This window comes from Burkholderia sp. LMU1-1-1.1 (genome assembly GCF_040675865.1).
Lineage (GTDB): Bacteria > Pseudomonadota > Gammaproteobacteria > Burkholderiales > Burkholderiaceae_D > Rugamonas.
Genome location: NZ_JBEGHG010000004.1, coordinates 146,590 through 167,306 on the forward strand (window position 1 = coordinate 146,590; position 20,717 = coordinate 167,306).

15 protein-coding genes and 1 tRNA gene are annotated in these 20,717 nt (G+C 64.7%); 6 read left to right on the forward strand and 10 right to left on the reverse strand.

The genetic code is table 11. From position 1 onward, the window contains the following. Nucleotides 1-88: 88 nt before the first annotated feature. Genes MRBLMU1_RS05440 through MRBLMU1_RS05455 form a run of 4 tightly spaced genes read right to left on the reverse strand, consistent with a single transcriptional unit; the run spans nt 89 to nt 7,787 of the window. Nucleotides 89-2,443, reverse strand: a complete 2,355-nt coding sequence (locus MRBLMU1_RS05440; RefSeq protein ID WP_363498165.1) for a beta-galactosidase — start codon at nt 2,441-2,443, stop codon at nt 89-91. Between the two features lie 4 nt (nt 2,444-2,447). Further along, the gene (locus MRBLMU1_RS05445) at nt 2,448-3,737 is read right to left on the reverse strand and encodes a DUF2264 domain-containing protein (RefSeq protein WP_363498168.1); all 1,290 of its coding nucleotides are present in this window, start codon (nt 3,735-3,737) and stop codon (nt 2,448-2,450) included. Nucleotides 3,738-3,747: 10 nt separating this feature from the next. Further along, nucleotides 3,748-4,887: a glycoside hydrolase family 88 protein gene (locus MRBLMU1_RS05450; protein WP_363498171.1), complete on the reverse strand. Its 1,140-nt coding sequence runs from the start codon at nt 4,885-4,887 to the stop codon at nt 3,748-3,750. Nucleotides 4,888-4,904: 17 nt separating this feature from the next. Continuing rightward, a complete protein-coding gene (locus MRBLMU1_RS05455) occupies nt 4,905-7,787 on the reverse strand; it encodes a TonB-dependent receptor (protein WP_363498174.1) in 2,883 nt (960 codons plus the stop codon). A 463-nt stretch (nt 7,788-8,250) separates the two neighbouring features. Between MRBLMU1_RS05455 and MRBLMU1_RS05460 the strand changes: the two genes are divergently transcribed. Next, entirely contained in the window at nt 8,251-10,587 is a 2,337-nt protein-coding gene (locus tag MRBLMU1_RS05460) for a glycoside hydrolase family 31 protein (protein ID WP_363498177.1), read from the forward strand. Between the two features lie 52 nt (nt 10,588-10,639). Here the strand turns inward: MRBLMU1_RS05460 and MRBLMU1_RS05465 are convergent, their stop codons facing one another. Together MRBLMU1_RS05465 and MRBLMU1_RS05470 are read right to left on the reverse strand one after the other, a co-directional pair. Next, nucleotides 10,640-11,995: a dicarboxylate/amino acid:cation symporter gene (locus tag MRBLMU1_RS05465; RefSeq protein WP_363498180.1), complete on the reverse strand. Its 1,356-nt coding sequence runs from the start codon at nt 11,993-11,995 to the stop codon at nt 10,640-10,642. Nucleotides 11,996-12,082: 87 nt separating this feature from the next. After that, nucleotides 12,083-13,168, reverse strand: coding sequence for a tartrate dehydrogenase (locus MRBLMU1_RS05470; RefSeq protein WP_363498183.1), 1,086 nt, complete (start codon nt 13,166-13,168; stop codon nt 12,083-12,085). 111 nt (nt 13,169-13,279) lie between these two features. On the opposite strand from MRBLMU1_RS05470, the gene MRBLMU1_RS05475 reads away from it, so the two are divergent. The 3 genes from MRBLMU1_RS05475 to MRBLMU1_RS05485 all read left to right on the forward strand — a co-directional run bounded on the left by MRBLMU1_RS05475 (nt 13,280) and on the right by MRBLMU1_RS05485 (nt 14,990). Continuing rightward, the gene (locus MRBLMU1_RS05475) at nt 13,280-14,194 is read left to right on the forward strand and encodes a LysR substrate-binding domain-containing protein (RefSeq protein WP_363498186.1); all 915 of its coding nucleotides are present in this window, start codon (nt 13,280-13,282) and stop codon (nt 14,192-14,194) included. Nucleotides 14,195-14,321: 127 nt separating this feature from the next. Then, nucleotides 14,322-14,489, forward strand: a complete 168-nt coding sequence (locus MRBLMU1_RS05480; protein WP_363498189.1) for a hypothetical protein — start codon at nt 14,322-14,324, stop codon at nt 14,487-14,489. Nucleotides 14,490-14,507: 18 nt separating this feature from the next. Further along, entirely contained in the window at nt 14,508-14,990 is a 483-nt protein-coding gene (locus MRBLMU1_RS05485; RefSeq protein WP_363498192.1) for a hypothetical protein, read from the forward strand. A gap of 252 nt (nt 14,991-15,242) precedes the next feature. On the opposite strand, the gene MRBLMU1_RS05490 is transcribed toward MRBLMU1_RS05485, so the two are convergent. Then, a tRNA-Met gene (locus tag MRBLMU1_RS05490) sits at nt 15,243-15,319 on the reverse strand. 158 nt (nt 15,320-15,477) lie between these two features. Here MRBLMU1_RS05490 and MRBLMU1_RS05495 point away from each other — a divergent pair. Beyond that, nucleotides 15,478-15,882, forward strand: coding sequence for a VOC family protein (locus MRBLMU1_RS05495; RefSeq protein ID WP_363498195.1), 405 nt, complete (start codon nt 15,478-15,480; stop codon nt 15,880-15,882). 13 nt (nt 15,883-15,895) lie between these two features. On the opposite strand, the gene miaA is transcribed toward MRBLMU1_RS05495, so the two are convergent. From miaA to MRBLMU1_RS05510, 3 genes are read right to left on the reverse strand one after another with little or no spacing between them, the layout of a single operon-like run. Continuing rightward, a complete protein-coding gene (gene miaA, locus MRBLMU1_RS05500; RefSeq protein ID WP_363498198.1) occupies nt 15,896-16,852 on the reverse strand; it encodes a tRNA (adenosine(37)-N6)-dimethylallyltransferase MiaA in 957 nt (318 codons plus the stop codon). 1 nt (nt 16,853) lies between these two features. Then, nucleotides 16,854-18,848, reverse strand: a complete 1,995-nt coding sequence (gene mutL, locus MRBLMU1_RS05505) for a DNA mismatch repair endonuclease MutL (RefSeq protein WP_363498201.1) — start codon at nt 18,846-18,848, stop codon at nt 16,854-16,856. A gap of 8 nt (nt 18,849-18,856) precedes the next feature. Further along, the gene (locus MRBLMU1_RS05510) at nt 18,857-19,783 is read right to left on the reverse strand and encodes a peptidylprolyl isomerase (protein WP_363498204.1); all 927 of its coding nucleotides are present in this window, start codon (nt 19,781-19,783) and stop codon (nt 18,857-18,859) included. Between the two features lie 137 nt (nt 19,784-19,920). Between MRBLMU1_RS05510 and MRBLMU1_RS05515 the strand changes: the two genes are divergently transcribed. Next, complete coding sequence (locus MRBLMU1_RS05515) at nt 19,921-20,565, forward strand: VTT domain-containing protein (protein ID WP_363498207.1); 645 nt, start codon at nt 19,921-19,923, stop codon at nt 20,563-20,565. Nucleotides 20,566-20,717 lie beyond the last annotated feature (152 nt).

A 20,717-nucleotide genomic window follows, 5' to 3' on the forward strand; every position in this document is an offset into this window, starting at 1 on the left:
GTCAATGCTTGCATGCGCGTAGTGTGGCTTAGCGTAGCGTAATCGGTGTCGTTGGCGACGCATGCATGGCCGATTGGCCGTTTGCCGGTCAGCCGGTTTTGACCAGCTGCCCCCCCACATAGACGCGGTAGTGGCGTATGCGGCCGGTCACCCCTTCGGCACCCTGGCGCGGCGTATAGCGCAAGCCGGCCACCGTGTCCGTTTGGCCCAGGTCGAGGATGATGCGGTGCGGGTGGGCCGGGTGCGGCGCCTTGCCGCTGTAGGCGCTATGCCAGAAGTCCGTGGCCTGGCCGTTGATGGCGTTGAGCGCCGAGCCGTCCTCCCTGGTGCGCTCCTCGCTGCTGACATAGGCGATGGTCCAGTTGGACTGGTTCAGCGTCTTGCCGTCCGGGCCAAGCAGCGCCAGTTCGGCGATGGCGGCGAACTGCTTGCCGTCGAAGGCGTCGAGCGACTCCAGGCACACCTGGCGGCCGCTGACGGCCTGCGCGAACTTGACATCCTGGGTCGCGGCGCCGTTCTGGAATTCGCCTTCGTGCGCCGGCTTGACGCCGTCCAGCGCCGGCTTGTCGTTGTTGGGCGGCCGGGCCAGATCGAGTTCGGGCCGCAGCTTGTCGAGGATCGGCGCCTTCAGGCCGGCGATGCGCGCGCTTTGCGGCCCGGTCAGGTCCAGCACCACCACCTCGTTGCGGCCACGCTTGATCCAGGGGCCGGGCAGGTACATGGTCTGCGTCGGCCCGATGTTCCAGTAGCGTCCCAGGCAGCGGCCGTTGACCCACACCACGCCCTGGCCCCAGCTCGACATGTCCAGGAAGGTGTCGCCGGTTTGCGGCGCGTCGAAGTCGCCGCGCCAGAAGGCCGGACCCTTGGCGCGGCCGGTTTTCCACGCCAGCGGCGGCAGCACGCCGTCGGCGTCGAAGTCGATGGCGCGGATTTCCCAGTTTTCCAGCGGCTGTCCGGCGAAACGCACCGGCCCGTGCATGCCCTTGCGGTCGTGGATCTCGACGCCGAAATTGACGCGGGCGATGGTGTAGAGCAGGATCTCCAGCGTCGCCGGGCGGCTGCGCGCCGGCAGGTCGACCTTGAAGCGGCGGTAGCGCGTGTCCATGGTGCCGACCTGCTTGCCGTCGACGTAGATCCAGGCCAGGTCGCGCACCTTGGCCGCTTCCAGCGTGCCGGCGGGACCGGCGGGCAGGGTGACGCGGTAGGACACGAGACCCCGGCTGATGTCGTACTGTTCGATCGGCTGCGGCGAGACGGCCTTGATGGCGTCGGCCGGCAGCGCCGAGGACACCGACGCCGACTGCTTCATCGTGAACGGCGCGATGGCGATCAGCGGGTTTTGCGGCGGTGGCGGCGGCAGCGTTTCGCCGGCCATCAGGTAGGGCTTCATGCCGTCGCGGTAGGCCTGGAATTTCTCGCCGGTCCATCCGGCTTCGCTGATCGGCGCGTCGTAGTCGTAGCTGGTGGTGTCCGGACGGAAGGGGCGGTCGCAGCCGCCCCACAGGCCGAAGGTGGTGCCGCCGTGCGCCATGTACAGGCTGAAGGAGCCGTTCGCCTTGAGCATGGTCTGGATGTCGGCCACCGCGCCGGCGGCCGAGCCGCGGCGGTGCGGCGCACCCCAGGTGTCGAACCAGCCGGAGTAGTATTCGCCGCACATGCGCGGCCCTTTCTGCACCTGGTCCAGCACCTTGAAGCCGGCCGCCGGATCGCTGCCGAAGTTCGCCACCGAGAACAGCTCCTTCAAATGGGTCTTGGCGACGGCGTTGGTTGGATTGCACTGGAACAGGGGGACGTCGAAACCGGCGTCCAGCAGCCCCTGGCGCATCTCGCGCATGTAATCGAGGTCTTCGCCGAAGAAGCCGTATTCGTTCTCGACCTGTACCATCAGGATGGGGCCGCCCTTGGTGATCTGCTGCGGGCCGAGCGCGCGGCCGACTTCCTTCATCCAGCGCTTGGCCGGCGTCATGTAGTTGGCGTCGCGCGTGCGCAGGAAACTGTCGCCCGGTTTTTTCAGCAGCCACCATGGCAGGCCGCCCATTTCCCACTCGGCGCAGGCATAGGGACCGGGACGCAGGATCACCCACAGGCCCTCGGCCTGGGCCAGGCGGCAGAATTCGGCCGCGTCGCGCTGGCCGGCCCAATCGAATTTACCCTCGCGCCATTCGTGGTAGTTCCAGAACAGGTAGGCGCAGACGGTGTTCAGGCCCATGGCCTTGATGGCCTTCAGGCGGTGCGTCCAGTATTCGCGCGGCACGCGGGCGAAGTGCATTTCGCCGCAGCGGATCTGCAGGCGTTGGCCGTCGAGGAGGAAATCGCTGTCGCCGATGGCGAAGCGCGCGGAGGCGGCGGCATGCACCTGGGCGGCCACCGGCAGCAGCAGGCTGCCCATGGCGGCGCTGGCGCCGCGCAGCACGCCGCGGCGTGTTACGGAATATGTGGTCATAGGATCAGTAGTTGACTGGGTAATCTTTAGGGAAACGGGCGCCGGCGAAGGCCTTCTTCTGGGTCCAGTCCTGCGGCGCCGAGGTCCAGTAGCTGTCGCTCTCCGGCAGGCCCAATGGCAGCAGGCTGGCCGAGGCGATGTACATGCTGCCGTTGTTGGAGTACCAGTCGCCCAGCTCCGGCTGGTGGCCGACGAAGCCGATGGTCAGGTAGCCGTCCCTGGTGAAGTTGCCGGGCGCGCTCCAAACGGCCTTGTGCACCGCCTGCAACGCGGCGCGGATCTGGCCCTCCGGCAGGCTGGCCGGCAGCTGTTTGCGCAACGCCAGCAGTGCCAGCGGCTGGAAGGCCGCCGTGCGGTAGGTCAGCGAGCGGCCGATCGGCGGGAAGCTGCCGTCGGTGGAGATGAAGCGCTCCAGGTGCTCGCTGTAGCGCTGCATGCGCTTGACCGCCTGCGCGCGCAACTCCTCCGGCTTGCCGTTCCAGAACGCACCCTTTTTCTGATCGAGCACGTCGAGTATCTCCACCAGCATCGGGTGCATGACGAAGGCGTTGTAGTAGTCGAAGTGGAAGGCGTCGCCGTCCTTGATCCAGCCGTCGCCCACGTACCATTCGTTGATTTTGCGGATGGCGACGTTCATGCGCAGCGGGTCGAACTCCTCGCCGATCGACATCAGCCAGGCTTCGTTCATGGCGGCGAACAGCATCCAGTTGATGTACGGCGGCTCGATGCGGCGCAGCGACTTGATCTCGGCGATGATGCGCTGCTTGGTCTTGGCGTCGAGCGGCTCCCACAGCGCCTTCGGCGCGCGGATCAGGGCGTTGGTGAAGTAGGCCGAATCGACCAGCGTCTGGCCGGGGCCCTTCCACAGCAGGTAGTCGGGATTGGCAGGATCGACCGAGTTGGTATAGCTTTGCAGCGCCAGTTGGTGCAGGCGCTTGCGGGTGCGGCCCTCCGGCGTGCCGTCGTCCGCCAACGCCAGCCACGGCGCGACGCCGGCGATCAGCCGGCCGAAGCACTCCAGATAGGCCACGCCCTTGTCGCGGCCGTCCCAGGTCGGGCTGACTTCCAGCGCGAAGTTTTTCTTCAGCGTGCCGGCCGCCATATTGGCCAGCACCGGTTCGGTCATCTTCTGCGCCAGCGCGGCCAGTTGGGCGCGCGCGGTCTTGCCGTCGGCGCCGGCCGCCGACGCCGATCCTGCTGCCGGCGTCGCGGCGATCGCGCTTTGCGCGCCCAGGGTGGCGCTGGCGGCCGAACCGGCCATCACGGCCTGTATGAAATTGCGTCGTTCCATCATGTCTCCGTTCTTATTTTTTCAGCAGCCTTACCATTTCGGAGGACGCCAGCAGATACGCGCCCACCCCGAACGGCGTGGTCGAGTTCTGATCGACCACCTGTCCAGGAATCGCGCGGTCGCCGATCGGCTGCACATAGCCGATCCGGCCGTCCGGCTGCAGCGCCGTCTTGCTCAGGAAGTTCCAGCCCTTGCGCACCGTCGGCAGGTACTCGTCGCGATCGAGCACGCCGTTATTGATGCCCCACAGGTAGCCGTAGACGAAGAACGCGGTGCCGCTGGTTTCCGGTCCCGGCGCGTGCGCGGGATCGAGCAGGCTGCGGGTCCAGTAGCCTTCGTCCGATTGCGCCTTCTTCAGCGCCTGCGCCATGCCCTTGAACTTGGCCACGTAGTCGGCGCGGTGGGCATCGTCCTTCGGCAGATCGTTGAGTACCTTGGCCAGGCCGGCGAACACCCAGCCGTCGCCGCGCGACCAGAAGTCCTTCTTGCCGTTGACGCTCTTGTGCTTCGGATAGACGTAGCGCGCGTCGCGGTAGTAGAGCCGCTCTTCGCTGTCGTACATGATGCTGTTCGAATAGTCGAAATACTCGTGCAGCTTGTCGAGGTACTTGCGCTCGCCCGTGACGTTATACAGCTTGGTCATCACCGGCATCACCATGTACAAGCCGTCCGACCACCACCAGTAGTCCTTTTGCGCGGTGCCCATCTGGTGTTCCATCACCTCGCGGGCGCGGGCGATCTTGCGCGGGTCCTTGACCTTGTCCAGCTGATACAGGTCGACATAGGTCTGGAAGCAGATCTGCCAGTCGCCGAACAGCACATGTTCGTCGGTCTCGCCGTATTGGTACTTCCATTTGGTCTTGTCGGTGGACTTCGCGCCCTGCCACTGGTTGTGGATGGCCCAGTCCTCGGAATACTGGCGGTAGCGCGGATTGCCGGTGATTTTGTAGGCCTCCATATTGCCGGTGTGGTAGGCGGCGATATCCCAGAACGCCCACTTTTGCGGCGTTTCGCGTTGCTGCCAGTAGTCGTTGACCTTGTTGATAATGGCGACGACTTCCTGCTCGGAAGTGTCGACCGCCGGCGGCGGCAGGGTGCCGCAGCCGGCCAAACCCAGCGCGATCGCGCCGGTTGCGAAGAGTCGTTTCATCATAGGTTGGTGCTTGTCCCTTAGAGTTTTCCGCGGATGCCGAATTTGATGGTGCGGCCATCATACTTCGCATAGTCCATCCGTGTCTTCTTGCCGCTGCCGTACTGGCCGGTCGCGTCCTCGAAATAATCGTAGGCCAGCGTGTTGCTCAGGTTGAGCGCGTCGATGCGGAACTCCAGCTTCTCGCTGATCTTGTAGCTGATGTTGGCGTCGAGGTAGCCCCGGCCGGCGCGCCAGCGTATCAAATCGTCGCCCAGATTGCGCGGGTTGTCGCCGTGTAGCGACTTGCCCTTGTAGTTATAGGACATGCGCATCGCGATCGGACCGTTCTCGAAATACAGCGTGGTGCTGTAGGCGTACTTCGGCACCGAGTTGACCTCGATCTCCTTGCCCGCGTTGGTGATCCATTTGGCGCTGTTGAACGGATCGATGTGCGTGTAGCTGGCCAGCGCGCCCATGCCGTTGAATGGCGCCGGCAGGAAGCTGAACGCCTGCTGGTAGGCCAGCTCGTAGCCTTTGAGGGTCTGGCGGCCGGCGTTGGTGTAGCTGCGCAGTGTCATCGCCAGGTTCGGGTCGACACGTCCGCTGGCGTCCTGGAACAACGGGCCGAGCGCGGTGTCGGGCAAGCCCAGTGAGCCGAAGGTGACGATCTGCGTGTTGGCGACGGTGGCGTCGGTCAGCTCCTTCTTGAAGTAGGCCGCCGACAGCAGGCTGCCGGGCGAGAAGTACCATTCCAGGCTGGTGTCCAGGTTCTTCGACTGCTGCGGGCGCAGGTTGGGGTTGCCCGAGGTGGCGGTGTTGTCGAACTGGTTGGGGATCACGGTCTGCGCGGCGATCACGGACAGCGAGGCGCGCGTGATGGTCTTGCCCCACGAGGCGCGCCACATCAGGTTCTCGGTCAGGTCGAACGCGCCGCTGATGGCCGGCAGCACATTGCTGTACGAGCCTTGTTCATGGTTCGGCGAGTACGCCAGGCTTGCGCCCTGCTGTTTGAAGTTGTCGATCTTGGTGTCGGTGCCGGAGAAGCGCACGCCGGCGTTGATGCGCAATTCGTGGTCGGCGACCTGGCCCTTGAAGTCGGACTGCACGAACGCGGTCTTGACATCCTCCTGCGCGGTGAAGCTTTGCGAAGGCGTGAACGCCGATTGCGGATTGTAGGTGTTCGGATCGAACTGCGAGTAGAAGTAGTTGCTGTCCCACGTGCTCCACGAGTGCGGCCAGCCGGCGCCGAAGTCCAGGTTATCGATGGGCAGGTTGCTGGTCATGCCGTTTCGCATGCCGGCGGCGCCGATGCTGTTCAACTTCGCCGTCGCCAGCGAGGTGCCGTTACGCTTGTTGACGCCCTTGGTGGTCGAGACGAAGGTCAGGCCGGCTTTCAGGTGGCCGGTCCATTCGCCGGGCAGGTCGTAGTCCCAGTCGGCGACCACGCGCGCCTGCTTGCCCTTGTCGGTTTCCTTGGTCCAGCCGGTGCTGACGGCGAAACCGCTCCAGTTATTCGGATCGGTGTAGCTGGTCGGCGACGAGATCGAAGGGTAGACATGGTCGCTGCCGTAGTCGATAGTCGATTGCGCGCCGTAGATAAAGCCCGACAACTGGCCGGTCGCGCTGGTGGCGCTGCTCTGGTTTAAGCTGGCCTGGCCGGTCAAGGTCAGTTTGTCGCTGACCTTCCAGCTGCCGTTCAAGGCGCCGTAACCGAATTCGGTTTCGTCCTTGGTGTAGCCGGCGCCGGCGTTGTAGGTGGTGTTGGCGAAGGTGCCGGTCAGCAGGTTGGTGGCCGGGTCGATGTGCACATTGACCGGAATCAGGCCGTTGTTGCCGTTGGCGCCGGCCGGCAAGGCGCGGTTGCTGGTCTTGGTGCTGCGCACCAGGATGCCGAACAGGGTTTCCTCGCGGGTGTTCTCCAGCTTCGAGTACATCGTGTCGAGACTGAGGTTGAGGGTCGGCGTCTTCCACTGCAGCGACGACACCAGACCGTCGCGGGTGCGCTCGTTTTGCGAGCCGTAGAAGCGGTAGATGCGCGGCAGCAGGGCCTTGTCGATCTGGTCGCGGGTATAGCCGGACAGGTTGGCGCGCGGATCGTCGTAGTCCAGGGTCAGCGCGAAATTGCCTTTCACGGGGCTCTGGCTGCCGTTGAAGGAGCTGTTGTAGCCGCCCGTCGCCTCGAAGCCGGAGCGGGTGTTGACGCTGCCCGAGTGCGAGGCGCCGATCAGGAAGCCCAGCTTGTCCCAGGTGTTCGAGTACAGCACGAAGCCGTTCGGATCATGGTGCTTGGAGGCGGTGTTGTAGGTGTCGGTCAGGCCGTAGCGGATGGTGCGCTTGGGATTGTCGAACGGGCGCGGGGTCTGCAGATCGACCACGCCACCGAGGCCGCCTTCGGTCAACTCGGCCAGCGGCGATTTGTAGAAGTCGACGCGGCCGAACAGTTCGGACGCGAACACATCGTAGTTGAAGCCGCGCGCGGCGCTGCCGATGGTCGATGTCGACGTGGTGTTGACCGGCGCGCCGTTCAGGGTGGTGACCGAGTAGTCGGTCGGCAGGCCTCGGATCGAGATGCGCTGGCCTTCGCCGGACGATTCGTCGCGGTTCAGGATCACGCCCGGCACGCGCTGCAGCGATTCGGCGACGTTCGCCTCCGGGAATTTGCCGATGTCCTCGGCGACGATGGAATCGCGTACGCCGATGGCCTGGGCTTTGAGGTTGAGCGCCTTCTGGAGGCTGGAGCGGAAACCGGTGACGACCACGGTTTCGACTTTGTCCTGGGCGGCGGGTGGGGCGGCCGGGGTGGTCGAAGGGGGGGCTGCTTCACCGCTGGCGGTTGCCGGCGTCTCCTGTGCCAACACCCCCGGGGTGTACATGGCGGCCAGCGCCAACGCCACCATCGTCTCCAATGTCTTCTTTTTCATTTTTATCCTCAGTGTTTGATTTCTGGGTCGCCTAGGCCGTCTCTTGCCTGGCAGAGTCAAGACTAGTCACTTAGCAAACACTGAGCAACCTGCGGCCGGGGGGCCGTCGACCGGAAGTTAAACGGTTTCCGCAGGGGAAGAATTCGGCGGTTTCCCTCTTGGCGCGTGGGGCGAGGGGGAGCGGGTGACTTGCAAGGTCGAGTAGGGAATTGTCATAAAAGTCACAAACAATCACCAAGATGATTATTTTCGCGTGGTGCTATTCCCACTTCGTATAGGCGGACGCAATTTTTCTATACGACTTGTGGAAAAAAACTGACGCTTCGACCACGGCGATGATTCGCCCCAGGCGCCCGCCGCGCGCCGGACGGTAAATTTCAGTCGGCCGTTTGGTGATTTTCGCACTTGCGACACCGTTGTGATCAATACAAAATTATCCGCCTGTAATCACAGGAACCGTCCCATGAAACTGCTTTCACTCCGCCCCGCGTCGACGGTGCTTGCCTTCGCCTTCACCGTCTCCTTCACCTGCGCCGTCCATGCCGCGCCCCTCGTCACCCTCGATCGCAGCGGCGCCTGGGTAGCGGTGCAAGCCTATGGCCCGAACATCGTCCACGTCTCCATCGCCGCCGACAAGGCCGAAGCGCTCAAGGCGCCGGGTTATGGCATCATCGCCGAGCACGCGGACGCCAGCGCCTTCAAGCACACGGCCGGCGCCGACGGCGACACCTTCGCCTCGCCCGCGCTGACGCTGCATGTCAACGCCGCGCCGGCGCCGCGCGTGCCGAGCACCGGGGAGAAGTACTTCGCGCCGCAACTGGCGCCGGTCGGCCTTCAAGTCAAGAACGCCAAGGGCGAGACCATCCTCAGCATGAACAGCTGGGAGATGTCGCCGCAGACGGTCAACACCGAAAAGACCTACCAGGTGGGCGCCGCCTTCGCCGCGCCGGCCGACGAGCATTACTACGGCATGGGCCAGAACCAGGAATCGACGGGCGCGCTGGACCTGCGCGGCCGCACCATCGACTGCGCCCACTGGTACGACGCGCCGGCCGGCGAGACGGTCTGCGTGCCGTTCATGGTCAGCTCCAAGTCCTATGGCATCGTCTGGGACAACCCGTCGGCCACGCGTTTCGTCGCCGGTATCAACGGCCGCACGGTGTTCCAGTCCAAGGTGGGGGAGCGCGTCAGCTTCTTCGTCATCACCGGCGACAAGCCCGAGGCGCTGTATTCGGGCTATGCGCGCTTGACCGGCAAAACGCCGATCCCTCCGAAGGCGGCGTTTGGCCTGATCCAGTCCAAGGCGCGCTACGACAGCCAGGACCTGATGCTGCGCGTGGCCAAGACCTACCGCGAGAAGAAGTACCCGCTGGACGTGATGGTGCTGGACTGGTTCTACTGGACGCGCATGGGCCAGATGGACATCAACCCGGCCGAGTTCCCGGACCCGGACGGCATGAACAAGCAGCTGCACGACATGGGCATGCAGTCGATCATCTCGATCTGGCCGCGCTACGAGACGTCGGGCCGCTACTTCAACGAACTCGATGCCAAGGGCTATCTGCTCAAGGACAAGGACGGCAAGACCGTCGACGGCCTGCCGTTCCGCTCCGACCGCACCGGCGGCTTGATCGACCCGACCAATCCGGCCGCGCGCGCATGGTTCTGGCAAAAGGCGCGCGACAATATCCTGTCGCGCGGCTTCGATTATCCATGGCTCGACGAGACCGAGCCTGACCTGGTGCCGGACGGCTTCTTCTACTCGATCGGTTCGGGCGACCGCTATCACAACCTGTTCCCGCTGCTGCACGTGGAAGGCGTGGCGCAGGGTATGCGCGCCTGGAAGCCGAACAAGCGCGTGCTGATCCTGTCGCGCGCCGCGTATCTCGGTTCGCAGCGCACCGGCGCGTTGTTCTGGTCCTCGGACATCCATCCAAGCTGGGAAGCGCTGGCGCGCCAGATTCCGACCGGCTTGAACATGACCGCGTCCGGCATCGCCTACTGGGGCAACGACATCGGCGGCTGGCAGGGACTGCCGCAGACCACCACGGCCACCAAGGCGCCGCTGCTCGATCCGTCCGACGCGCGCGACGTGATCGGCCAGTATCACGACTATCCCGAGTTGTTCACGCGCTGGTTCCAGTACGGTACCTTCCTGCCGACATTGCGCGTGCACGGCGACCGCAAGGCCAATGAGCTGTGGTCCTTCGGCCGCGCGGCCGAGACCATCCTGGCCGACTACGACCGTCTGCGCTATCGGCTGATTCCGTATCTGTATTCGAGCGCCAAGACCACCTACGACACCGGCGCGCCTTTCATGCGGCCGCTGTGGATGGACTTCGCCGGCGATCCGAATGTCGCCAATATCGGCACCGAATACATGTTCGGCCCGGCCTTCCTGGTGGCGCCGGTGACCGAGCAGGGACAGACGCAAAAGGATGTCTATCTGCCGGCGGGCGCCGATTGGTACGACTACTGGACCAACCAGAAATTCAGCGGCGGCCAGTGGGTCAAGGTGGCGGCGCCGATCGAGCGGATACCGGTGTTCGTCAAGGCCGGATCGATCGTGCCGGTCGGTGCGGACATCCAGTCGACGGCGACCAAGCAGGCGATCACCGCCATCCATGTCTACCCGGGCAAGGATGGGGAGTTCAACCTGTATGACGACGATGGCGCCAGCTACGACTACGAGAAAGGCAAGGGCGCGACCACCACCACCTTGCGCTGGAACGACGCCACGCAGAGTTTGAGCGCCAGTGACAAGGCGTTGGTGAAGCTGGTGAAGGTGATCGGCAAGTAAGTCCGGACGCGCTTCGTGATTTTCGCATGGGCCGCTGGCGGCTCATGGCCGATTACGCTGCGCTAATCCGCCCTACGTGTTTTCCGGTGTCTATCGGGTCGCTGTCCTCCGGTTCATCCCGGGCCGACAGCGCGCGCAATTCCTCTTCCGTCGATTCGCCGTTCAGCACGCGGTGCATGCGATCGCGGTCCAAGGCGCCGACCCATTGGGCGATCGCCATCGTGCCCACCGCGTTGCCGATGGTGTTGGTGATGGCGCGCGCTTCGGACATGAAGCGGTCCACGCCGAGCAGCAGCACCATGCCGGCGACCGGGATGTTGCCCAGCGAGGCGAGCGTCGCCGCCAGCGTGATGAAGCCGGAGCCGGTCACGCCAGCCGAACCCTTGGACGTCAGCATCAGCACCCCCAGCACCACCAGTTGATCGGTCACGGTCAGCGGCGTATTGGTGGCCTGGGCGATGAAGATGGCGGCCATCGTGTAGTAGATGCACTGGCCGTCCGGGTTGAAGGTGACGCCGGACGGTATCACCAGGCCCACCACCGGCTTGGATACGCCCACATGTTCCAGCTTGCGCATCAACTGCGGCACCACCGATTCGGATGAACTGGTGCCCAGGACGGTGAACAGCTCCTCCTTGATATAGCGCAGGAACTTCCACAGGCTGAAGCCCGACACGCGCGCCACCAATCCCAGCACCACGAACACGAACGCCGCGCAGGTGAGGTACATGCTGCCCATCAGCTGGCCCAGCGAGACCAGTGAACCGAGTCCGTATTTGCCGACCGTGAAGGCGATGGCGCCGAACGCCGCCAGGGGCGCGACGCGCATGATCATGGTGACCATGATGAACATGCTGTTGCAGAAGGCGTCGAGGAAGTCGACCACCGGTTTGGCGCGGCGCCCCATGTGCGACAGCGCGATGCCGAACATGGTGGCGAACACCAGGATTTGCAGGATATCGTTCTTGGCCAGCGCGTCGATGACGCTGGAGGGGATCATATGCAGCAGGAAGTCGGTGAAGCCGCCGGATTTGCTGGCCGCCGCCGTGTAGTTGGCGATGCTGGAGGTGTCGAGCGTCTTGACGTCGATGTTCATGCCCGCGCCGGGCCTGGCGACGTTGACCACCACGAGCCCCAGCAGCAGGGCGAAGGTGGACATCACCTCGAAGTAGATCAAGGCGCGCACGCCGACCCGTCCCAGTTCCTTCATGCTCTCCATCTTGGCGATGCCGAGTACCACCATCGCGAAGATGACGGGCGCGAACACCATTTTGATCAGGCGGATGAAGGCGTCGCCGAGGGGTTTGAAGTCGGTGCCCAGTTGTGGATGGAAAAAGCCCAGCAACCCGCCGGCGATCACGCCGATCAGGACCTGGACGTATAGCTTTCCAAAGAAGCGCTTATACATGGTGGAGTCTCCTGTTATGTTGTGCTGCGTCGGGCACGCCCCGCCTGGGCTCTGATGGCCGGTCGGGGCGCTGACTCGGGGAGGGGCTTAGGCGGCGCGGCGCTCCTCGGCGCCGAGGATGGCGCACACGGCGTCTGTCACCTGGGCGGTGGTGGCGGCGCCTCCGAGGTCGCGCGTGTGCAGCGCGGGGTCGGCGGTGACGGCTTCCACCGCCCGCATCACGCGAGCGGCCGCGTCATGCTCGCCCAGATGCTCCAGCAGCATCACCACCGACCAGAAGGTGCCGACCGGATTGGCCAGGCCCTTGCCCATGATGTCGAAGGCGGAACCGTGGATCGGTTCGAACATCGACGGGTAGCGGCGCTCGGGATCGATGTTCCCGGTCGGCGCGATGCCCAGGCTGCCGGCCAGCGCCGCCGCCAGGTCGCTCAGGATGTCGGCGTGCAGGTTGGTGGCGACGATGGTGTCTAGCGTGGCGGGGCGGTTGACCATGCGCGCGGTGGCCGCGTCCACCAGTTCCTTGTCCCATTGGACGTCCGAGAAGTCGCGCGACACTTCCAGCGCGATCTCGTCCCACATCACCATCGCGTGGCGCTGGGCGTTGCTCTTGGTGATGACCGTCAGCAGCTTGCGCGGGCGCGATTGCGCCAGCTTGAAGGCGAAGCGCAGGATGCGTTCGACGCCGACGCGCGTCATCATCGAGACGTCGGTGGCCGCCTCGATCGGGTGGCCCTGGTGCACGCGGCCGCCGACGCCAGAGTATTCGCCCTCCGAGTTCTCGCGCACGATGACCCAGTTCAGGTCCTCCTGCTTGCAGCGCTTGAGCGGGCCGTCGATGCCGGGCAGGATGCGGGTGGGGCGCACGTTGGCGTATTGGTCGAAGCCCTGGCAGATCTTCAGGCGCAGGCCCCACAGGGTGATGTGGTCGGGGATGTCGGGATCGCCGGCGGAACCGAACAGGATGGCGTCCTTGCCGCGCAGGGCGTCGAGGCCATCGGCCGGCATCATCACGCCGTGCTTGCGGTAATAGTCGCCGCCCCAGTCGAAGTCCTCGAACTCGAAGCGGAAGGCGCTGCCGTTGGCGGCGAGGGCGGCCAGTACCTGGCGGCCGGCGGGAACGACCTCCTTGCCGATGCCGTCTCCTGGAATGGTGGCGATGTGATAGGTCTTCATGTGCTGTCTCCTGTTGAAATGGCGGGGGTGGGAGCCACTCTAACGGGTGGACGGCGCCGCGTTGACGGTCTAAACTCAATCCATTGTTAACCTAAAACTCCACAATCGACCATGAGCAGCGGATTCCAGCCGGCCGAATTGGGCTTCATCGTTTCCCTGGCCAGCGCGGGCAGCCTGAGCGCCGCCGCGCGGGAACTGGGCATCACCACATCGGCGGTCAGCAAGCGCCTCGCCATCATCGAGGCGCGCGTCGGCGTGCCGCTGGTGAACCGCACCACCCGGCGCATGAGCATGACGCCCGAGGGCGAAGTGCTGCTGGAGCACGCGCGCCGCATCCTGGGCGAGATCGCCGATCTCGATCAGCTGTTGACGTCCTCGCAGGGCGTGCCGAAAGGGCAGCTGCGGGTCAACGCCACCCTGGGCTTCGGGCGGTTGCACATCGCGCCGGCGATTTCCCGCTACGTGCTGCGCTATCCCGAAGTGGACGTGCAGTTGCAACTGTCGGTCGATCCGCCGGCGCTGACCGACGACCAGTTCGACGTCTGCATCCGCTTCGGCGCGCCGTCCGATGCGCGCGTGATCGCCAGGCGGCTGGCGCCGAACCGGCGCCTGTTGTGCGCCTCGCCGAAGTACCTGGCGCAGCGCGGCGAACCGAAATCGCCCGCTGAATTGAGGCGCCATAACTGCATCTGCATCCGCCAGGGCGACGAGGCGTATGGCGTGTGGCGCTTGTTCTCGGGCCGTGAGTCCGAGCGCGACGCGCAGGCGGTCAAGGTGCGCGGCAACCTGACCACCAACGACGGCGAGATCGCCGTCAACTGGGCGCTGGATGGCCACGGCATCCTGATGCGCGCCGAGTGGGACATCGAGCGCTATCTGGAATCGGGGCGGCTGGTGCAGGTGCTGCCGGGCCTGCGCACGCCCGACGCCGACATCTACGCCGTTTATCCGCAGCGGCACCAGCTGTCGGCGCGGATCAGGACCTTTGTCGAGTTCCTGGGGGAGACGTTTGAAAGGTTCGAGTGAGGCGCCGCCGCAACGCCCGGTAAAATCTTGATCAATCTCAATAGCCTGCCCCGCATAGATCAATACTATTTCTACGCGGCTAGAACATCGATGCCGATCCATCCACAGATAAAACAGGAGGCATACGATGGACGCAAGCGCGGGCGAGAAGATTGTTCAACTGGGATCGTATGCGGCGGACGGTTGCTGGGATTGGTGGGGCTATAGCAGCAAGGATGCCAAATCGCTTTTCTATTCGCGTGACGCGGTCCAGATCAAGGCCATCCACGCCATGCTCGACCGCCTTTGCGCTTGAGTCCACCAGGAGGATGTCATGACCAAGTTCCCCGTTTCCGTCGGCGTGAAAGCCGGCGCCGCGTCTGACCCCGCAGCCGAGTCCGAGGCGCTCGCCTCGAGCGCGCTGACGTCCGTCGCCCACGCGCTGACCACGCACAGGCTGGCGAAAAAATATGCCGCGAACATGGCCAACAACGGCGCCCTGTCGCTGGCCCTGGCGACGCGGCTGTGGGACCCCGAGGTCTGGAGCGAGTCGATGCAACTACAAGCGGCCATCGTGCGCCGCCTGCAGTTACAGGGCAAGGATTGGCGCACCGGTTGCACGGTGTTGCTGCAAGACTACGGGCAGCTGCGGCAGGCCAACACCATGTCCAAGCTGCTGGAGAAGCAGTGCAATCTGTCGTCGCAATTTGCCCAGTTGCTGGGCAACCAGGCCACGAATTTCGTCGCGCTGCTGGAAAATATCGATGTGGACTCTGGCTATTGGGCGAGCCAGAAGACGGACGCGCCGCTGGATTGACCACTTCAATAACGTTGAAGAGGCAACTAACGAGCTGCTGGCATACAACGACGCCGTTATCAGTGCGATCACTTGGATAGAGTTGGCTTGTAAGTTTAACGACACTGACAAGCAAGCCTTTGCGGCAATGCTGGCGGCGGCTGGTATCCGGGTCGTGCCGCCGCGCGCTTGAACACATCGCGGAGTGCCGAGCGATCGGACCGGCAAAGAAAAAGCCGCTGAACCTTTCGGATCAGCGGCTTATCGAATTCTTGGTGGTGATAGGTGGACTTGAACCACCGACCCCAGCATTATGAATGCTGTGCTCTAACCAACTGAGCTATATCACCTGCAACGCCCAGCATTATCGGGGTTGGACTTTGGACTGTCAAGGGCGGGCCAAAGATTTTTCTAAAAAAGTGCATGCAAGCGCGTGGCTGTCGCTAAAACGTTAGCATATTGGTATCCTGATGTCAGGACTATCAGCGTATAACGAAATGGAGATGGTATGGCCACCAATATTTTTGTGAATCTGCCTGTGCGGGACTTGCCGAAATCGGTGCGGTTCTTTACCCATCTGGGCTACTCGTTCAACCAGCATTACACGGACGAGGGCGCCACTTGCATGATCGTCGCCGAGAACATCTTCGTCATGCTGCTGACCGAGGAGCGCTTCAAGACCTTCACGCCCAAGCCGGTCAGCGACGCGCATACCTCGACCGAGGTGCTGGTATGCCTGCAGGTGGCGTCGCGCGACCAGGTGACGGCGCTGGTCAACAAGGCGATCGAGGCCGGCGGCAGCGCGTACAAGGAGCCGCAGGATCACGGTTTCATGTACGGCCACGGCTTCCAGGACCTTGACGGCCATCTGTGGGAAATCATTTATATGGATACGGCGCCGCCGACCACGTGACGGGCGTAACGGTCTATCCCAGCTTTTCGGCGATTTGCGCCAGCATGGCGCCGGCCGGATCGGGCGCCAGGCAGTCCAGCGCCACGCGCTCCGGCATGGAGCGCAGCCACGTCAATTGGCGCTTGGCCAGCTGGCGCGTGGCGATGATGCCGGTCTCGCGCATGGTCGCGTAGTCGATGGTCCCGTCCAGATACTCCCACGCCTGCCGGTAGCCGACGCAGCGCATCGACGGCAGCCCCGGATGCAGGTCGCCGCGCCGGCGCAGCACTTCCACCTCGGTGATCAGATTGCCGTCTTCCGATTCCTCCAGCATGATGTCGAAGCGGCGCGCGATGCGGTGGTGCAGCACCGCGCGGTCTGACGGCTCCAGCGCGAACGACAGTAGCTCGAACGGCAGTTCGGTCTTTTCTCGCAACGCCAGCAGCTCCGACATCGGTTTGCCGCTCAGGGCGCAGATCTCCAGCGCGCGCTGGATGCGCTGGGCGTCGTTGGGGGCCAGCCGCGCCGCCGTTTCCGGGTCGAGCGCGGCCAGCCTGGCGTGCATCGCCGGCCAGCCTATGCGCGCCGCGTCCTCTTCCAGTTCCACACGCAAGGCGGGATCCGCGCCCGGCAGGTCGTCCAGGCCATCGGCCAGCCCTTTGAAGTACAGCATGGTGCCGCCGACCAGCAGGGGCAGGTTGCCACGCGCGACGATCTCGTCGACCAGCCGCAGGGTATCGGTGCGGAACTGCGCCACCGAATACGCATCGAGCGGGTCGAGGATGTCGATCAGGTGATGCGGCGCGGCGGCGCGTTCCTCGCGCGTGGGTTTGGCGGTGCCGATGTCCATGCCGCGATACACCAGCGCCGAATCGACGGAGATGATCTCGGACGGGATGCGCTGCGCGATCGCCAGCGCCGACGCGGTCTTGCCGGACGCCGTCGGTCCCATGATGGCGACCGCCAACGGCTTTGAAACAGGTGCGTTCATCTTATTGGCCGCGCAGGAAGAGCTTGTCGAGCGCGCCGATTTCCACCTGCACCCAGGTCGGGCGGCCATGGTTGCACTGGTCGGCGCGCTCCGTCGTTTCCATCTGGCGCAGCAGGGCGTTCATTTCCTGGGTCGACAGGATGCGGTTGGCGCGCACCGCCGTGTGGCAGGCGAGGGTGCCGAGCAGTTCGTTCTGGCGCTCGATCAGCACGCGCGAGCCGCCGAATTCGCGCACGTCGCGCAGCACGTCGCGCGCCAGCGTCTGGGCGTCGGCGTTTTTCAGCAGCACCGGCACGGAGCGCACCGCCAGGGTGGTCGGCGACAGCGCGGCGATGTCGAAGCCCAGCGCCTTCAAGGTCTCCTGGTGTTCCTGCGCGGTGCCCACTTCCACCGCGTCGGCGTAGAAGGTGACGGGGATCAGCAGCGGCTGCACCTGCATCTCCTCGCCGGCGACGCGGCTCTCCAGCGCGTTCTTCAACTGTTCGTACAGGATGCGTTCGTGCGCGGCGTGCATGTCGACCAGCACCAGGCCCTTGGTGTTCTGCGCCAGGATGTAGATGCCGTGCAGCTGCGCCAGCGCGAAGCCGAGCGGGAACTCCTCCTGCGCCATGGCGGCGGCGGACACCGTGAACGGGCTGGCCTGCGGCAGCGCCATATCCGCTTCGGCGCGGTAGCCGTCGATGCGGCCGGCGCCGCCGAACAGCGCGCCGTACCTCTCTGTGCTCTGGGCGACGCCGCCCTCGTTGCCGCCAAAGCGCGGCGCGCCGAAGCCGCCGCCGGCGCTGAAACCGCCGGAGCCGGAACCGCCTATGCCGCCGGTGTCGCCATTGCGCGACCCGAACGGCGACGGCGAGAAGGTAGGGGAGTAGTCGGGCGCCAGCAGCGGGCCGAACGAGGTTTGTTCGCCGCGCCAGGTCGCACTGCCCAGGCTTTCGGCCGCCGGCAGCGGCGATGGCACGCTGCCGTGCGACGTGGCCGATGTCGCCGCCAGCGCGCGCTGCACCGCGTGGAAGACGAATTGGTGGACCGCGCGGCTGTCGCGGAAGCGCACTTCGATCTTCGACGGGTGGACGTTGACGTCGACCAGCGCCGGATCGAGTTCGAGCGCCAGCACATACGAGGGGAAGCGGTCGCCGTGCAGCACGTCCTGGTAGGCGGCTTTGACCGCGTGCACCAGCACCTTGTCGCGCACGAAGCGTCCGTTCACATAGAAGAACTGGCCGTCGGCGCGCGCCTTGGAGGCGGTCGGCAGGCCGGCGTAGCCGTGCAGGCGCAGCGCGCCAGCCCTTTCGTCGATCGGCAGGCGCGCCTCGGCGAAGCCGTCGCCGAGGATGTGGGCGCTGCGCTTGGCCATCTCGCTGACGTTCCAGTGGTCGATGGTGCGGCCGTTGTGACTGAGCGAGAACGAGACGTCGGGCCGCGCCAGCGCGATGCGGCGCACGACTTCGGCGCAGTGGCCGAATTCGGTCTGTTCGGACTTGAGGAACTTGCGGCGCGCCGGCGTGTTGAAGTACAGGTCCTGCACGTCGATGGTGGTGCCCAGGGCGCCGGACGACGGCGACACGGTGCCGTTGTGCGAGCCGACGATTTCCCACGCGTGCGCGGCGTCGGCGGTGCGCGAGGTCAGGGTGATGGCGGCCACCGAGGCGATCGACGCCAGCGCCTCGCCTCGGAAGCCGAGCGTGCCGACGTTTTCCAGGTCGTTCAGGGACGCGATCTTCGAGGTCGCGTGCCGGGCCAGCGCCAGCGGCATCTGCTCGGGCGGGATGCCGCGGCCGTTGTCGGTGATGGCGATGCGTTTGACGCCGCCTTCCTCCAGCCGCACGGTGATCTGCGTGGCGCCGGCGTCGAGGGCGTTTTCCAGCAGCTCCTTGACGACGGCGGACGGCCGCTCGACCACCTCGCCGGCGGCGATCTGCGAAATCAGCTGGTCGGGCAGGGCCTGGATCGGGCGGGGGGCTGCGGGGGAGAGGGTTTGGGTGTCTGGCGCGTTCATCCGAGGGATTATAACGCCGGGCGCTCGCGCACCGGTATCGGCGCGTTGCACAGCTCCACGTAGTTGGGCGAGAACTTGTTCCATGGCCCGCCGCGATTGCGCTGGGCCTCGATCACTTGCTTGTAAATCGGCGCCTCGCTGCGCATCACCTCCAGGTTGCTGCGCTCGGCCTCCGGCACGTCGGCCGCCAGACGCACCGATTTGATCGGCGTCCTGGCCTCGTTCGCACCATAGAAGCCCATCGCCTCGCCGCCGCGCGGCTGCGTCGCCAGCAGCGCCATGCCCGACACCACCCGTCCGATGACCGTCACGTTGCGGTCCAGGTGGCGCGGCGCGTGGCCGTTGACGGCGTACAGCTCGGCGCCGTTGCCGCTGTCGGTGTCGTTGTCGCGGCCGATGCCGACCATGCCGTAGCAGTGGGCCAGCCAGGTGGTTTTGGTCTTCGGATCGCGTCCGACCGGGAAGCCGTTGGAGTGGCCGATCTGCGGCGCGTAGCCGTCGAAGTCCATCTGGCGCACAAAATGCTTATCGTTGGACATGGGGACGGTGAATTCGGCCGTCACCTTGGCTTTGGCGGTGCCGAGCGGCTTGGGTTTTGTTTCGGCGTCCGGATCGCCCCACTGCGCCACGTAGTTGTCCTGCGAGCGCAGCACGGCCAGGCCGTCGAAGTACTTTTCGCCGACCAGGGTCTTGAGGTTGGCGATGCTGCGGGGCGCGAAGTCGGGCGCCAGCTCGATCACGACGCGCCCCGACGGCAGTTCCATGTACAGGGTGTTGTTCGGGTCCAGCGGCCGCCAGTCGGCCGGTTTGGACTGTTTGACCAGATCGCCGGCGCTCGGCCTGGCCGGCAGGTCGGCGGCCGTGGCCGTCAGCACGGTGAACGCGGCGAGGGGGAGCGCATAAGTACAAGTACGTAGAAAACGGGTCGGGGACATCCAGAATCTCCTTGGTTGGACGTATCCGCTTGCTGCGGGCACGCGGACGATTGTAAACTGGTTAAGAGGGTCTGGAAACTTCGACCTTTCGCGGCATTGGTGGTGTATGATTCCGGCGCACACTTTATGGGAAGAATATGGATTTTATGCAATTCTTTGACATGATCCTTCATGTCGACAAAACATTGGAAGTGATCATTCAACAATACGGCACCCTGGTTTACGCCGTGCTGTTCGCCATCATTTTTTGCGAAACCGGGCTGGTGGTGCTGTTTTTCTTCCCAGGTGACACGCTGTTGTTCATCGCCGGCGCGCTGTGCGCGGTGGGCGAGATGAATCTTCCCCTGCTGATGTTCCTGTTGATTACGGCGGCGGTCACCGGCAACACGCTCAATTACTGGATCGGCGAGGCCATCGGCCAGAAGGTCTTCACCCACGACTACCGCTGGCTGAACAAGGACGCCTTGCACAAGACGCACGAGTTCTTTGAAAAGCACGGCGGCAAGACCATCGTGCTGGCGCGTTTCGTTCCCGTGGTGCGCACCTTCGCGCCGTTCGTGGCCGGCGTGTCCGACATGACGCATACGCGCTTCCAGCTGTACAACATCACCGGCGCGGTGCTGTGGGTGGTGCTGTTGACCACCGCCGGCTATTTCTTCGGCAACATCCCGTTGGTGCGCGACCATCTGACCGAAATCGTCATGGTCGGCGTCGGCGTGGCCGTGGTGCCGATGTTGCTGGGTGGCGCCTGGAAACTGGGCCGCCGCGTGCTGGGCCGCTAAGCCGCATCCCGCCTCGATCCTTCCCTGTGTCAGGCACGCCGCGCGCTCCGCGCGGTGTGCCGCTGTAGAAATCCCTCAGAAATAATTCTCCCTGCCAACGCGGCACATCTCAAGTTTTGCCCAAATGCATCCGTAAACCAGTATGTAAGTCT